A 2,404-nucleotide genomic window follows, 5' to 3' on the forward strand; every position below is an offset into this window, starting at 1 on the left:
GGAGTGGCCCGGTCCGGCGCTGCCCGGCGAGTCGATCGGCCCGGAGACCGGCTGCGTGGTGGCCACCGGCGACCAGGCGCGGGCGGTGATGGCGGCGGCGCGCGACGCCAGCGCGGCGACGCCGTGGCGCTCCGGCGGCAAGACGTGGACCGTCGCCCTCCGCCCGCTGCTGCCGGACGAGACCGGCTGCGCGGACCTCACCCGCGGCTGACGCCGGTCACCACCTCGGGCCGGCGCTAGACCGGGACCGGGACGATCGCGGCGGCGCAGGTGTCGGCCAGGTAGCCGTCGATGTTCCAGCCGGCCGGGTTGTTGAGCACGTGCCGCAGCCACGCCTGCCGCTCGTGCGCCGTCACCTGGAGCTCGCACACCCCGCCGATGGCCGGCGAGGAGCGGGGCGCCAGCGCGCCCGGCCGGTCCCACGGTGCGGCGAACGCCCGCTGGTAGAGCTCGCCCGCGTGCGCCCACCAGTCCACCAGCACCAGGCAGCTCGCGGGGTCGTCGCGCACGATGAGGAAGCCGACCCCGAACGCGCCGTCGCGGTCGGGCCGGTCCGGCAGTTCCGAGGCGGCCAGGGCGCGGGCCGCGCGGACCAGTTCGGTGCGCGGGCGGGCGTCGTCGGCCGAGATGCCGTACGTCTTGACCTTCCAGCCGTTCAGGTCGGACGTGGCGAGGAACGCCAGTCTCACCGTCCCACCGCCGCCAGGCCGGTGTAGCGCTCCGCCGGGATGTGCGTGATCGTGGACCGGCTGGCCGGGTGCATGATGAGATCGGCGCCGCCCTCGCTGGCGCTCAGCTCCGCGCCCAGCCCGCGCTCGCGGTCGGAGTCCGCCAGCTCCAGCATGCCGCCGTGCAGATAACGCCCGTACGACAGCATGCCGTCGACCAGGCGGTCGACGTCGTCGCGCGGCCGCACCACCAGCCGCACGAACTGGCTGGACATGCCGAGCTTGTTGCCGCACTCGCGGATGTACACCCCGTGTCGGGAGATCAGGTAATCGCGCAGCTCCACGCCGTGCCACCCGACCGGCAGCTTGACCAGCACGAAGTTGGCCTGCGACGGGAAGATGGTCAGCCCCGGCACCCGGGACAGCTCCTCGGTCAGGTGCCGGCGGTCGCGGCTGAGCAGCCGCAGGCTGTCGTGGTACTCCGCCTCGTGGTCGGAGATCATGTGGACGACGGCCTCGGCCAGCGAGTTGAGGTTCCACTTGGGCAGCGCCTTGCCGACCTTGGCGGCCAGCGCCGGGTTGGCCACCAGGTAGCCGAACCGGATGCCGTGCAGGCCGTAGTTCTTGCCCAGGCTCTTCAGCACGATCACGTTGGGCCGGATCGCGGCGTCCGGGCCGACCGACGGGTAGCGCTCGGCGTCCACGAAGTCCACGAACGACTCGTCCACCACGACGAGGTCCAGGTCGTCCAGTTCGTCGACGAAGCGCAGCACCTCACGCCGGGGCAGGTAGTTGCCGTCCGGGTTGTTCGGGTTGCACAGCACGGCCACGCGGGAGCCACGGGCGCGGATGAACCGCACGTACTCCTCGAGGTCGAGGGTGAAGTTGTCCCGCTCCTGCAGCAGGAACATGTCGACCCGCTTGCCGGTCTCCAGCGGCTGGTCGGTCCACCGCCCGAAGGTGGGGATCGGGATGGCGATGCTCGAATTGATCAGCAGGTGGTCGATCCAGGTGATCAGCTCGGTGGAGCCGTTGGCCATCGCCACGGTCTGCGGGTGCAGGCCGAGGACGCTGCACAGCTTGTTGGTGATGGTGCCGGAGTCGCTCGGGTAGTACTTGAGGATGTTCTGCAGGTCGGCGGAGAGCCGGTCGAACATCTCCTGCGTGGGGAAGTACGGGTTGCAGGGGATGCAGAAGTCGACGATCGACGCCCCCTCCCCCATGCTCCGGGCCAGGGCGAAGTAGGAGGCGCTGTGGGCGCCCTGGCGCAGCACGTTGAGGTCCATACCCTGAGATCGCACGACCCGGGGTACGGGCCCCGGGCATCGATGGGTTCAACCGCGCGCGTGCCTAACCAGGACTTAAGCCGCAGCTAACCGCGGCGCAGCACCGCCAGGAACATCGCGTCGGTGCCGTGGCGGTGCGGCCACAGCTGCACCGACGGGCCCGTGCCCAGGCCCGGCATGCCCGCGGGCAGCAGCGGCCGGGCGTCCAGCAGCTCGACCGGCAGCCCCGAGCGGCGGGCCGTCTCGGTGACCGTCACCTGCGTCTCCACCAGGTGCGGCGAGCAGGTCACGTACGCCACCAGGCCGCCCGGACGCACCGCCCGCAGCGCCGCGCCGAGCAGCTCGCGCTGGAGCCGGGTCAGCGGCGGCAGGTCGGCCGGGACGCGCCGCCAGCGCGCCTCGGGCCGGCGCCGCAGCGCGCCCAGCCCGGTGCACGGCGCGTCCACCAGC

Annotated in this window: 3 protein-coding genes and 1 pseudogene; 1 reads left to right on the forward strand and 3 read right to left on the reverse strand. The window is 72.4% G+C overall.

What is annotated here, in order from left to right; genetic code table 11:
• Nucleotides 1-211, forward strand: a 211-nt coding sequence (locus tag VFO68_RS13335) for a hypothetical protein (RefSeq protein ID WP_325158567.1), incomplete at its 5' end; no start/stop codon positions are given.
• A gap of 25 nt (nt 212-236) precedes the next feature.
• Here the strand turns inward: VFO68_RS13335 and VFO68_RS13340 are convergent.
• From VFO68_RS13340 to VFO68_RS13350, 3 genes and pseudogenes are all read right to left on the reverse strand, one after another.
• Complete coding sequence (locus VFO68_RS13340) at nt 237-689, reverse strand: hypothetical protein (RefSeq protein WP_325158568.1); 453 nt, start codon at nt 687-689, stop codon at nt 237-239.
• Nucleotides 686-1,954 (reverse strand): histidinol-phosphate transaminase, encoded by a 1,269-nt coding sequence (locus tag VFO68_RS13345; RefSeq protein WP_325158569.1) that lies wholly within the window; start codon nt 1,952-1,954, stop codon nt 686-688. Before VFO68_RS13345 ends, VFO68_RS13340 begins: the two co-directional genes overlap by 4 nt.
• 86 nt (nt 1,955-2,040) lie before the next feature.
• Nucleotides 2,041-2,404: pseudogene (locus VFO68_RS13350) on the reverse strand (rRNA small subunit methyltransferase B); the annotation flags it as partial.

Source organism: Actinophytocola sp. (assembly GCF_035712165.1).
Taxonomy (GTDB): Bacteria; Actinomycetota; Actinomycetes; order Mycobacteriales; family Pseudonocardiaceae; genus DASYTH01.

Coding starts and splice junctions, on each gene's coding strand:
- VFO68_RS13345 (WP_325158569.1), bottom strand. CDS start 1,954: ATGGACCTCAACGTGCTGCGCCAGGGCGCCCACAGCGCCTCCTACTTC.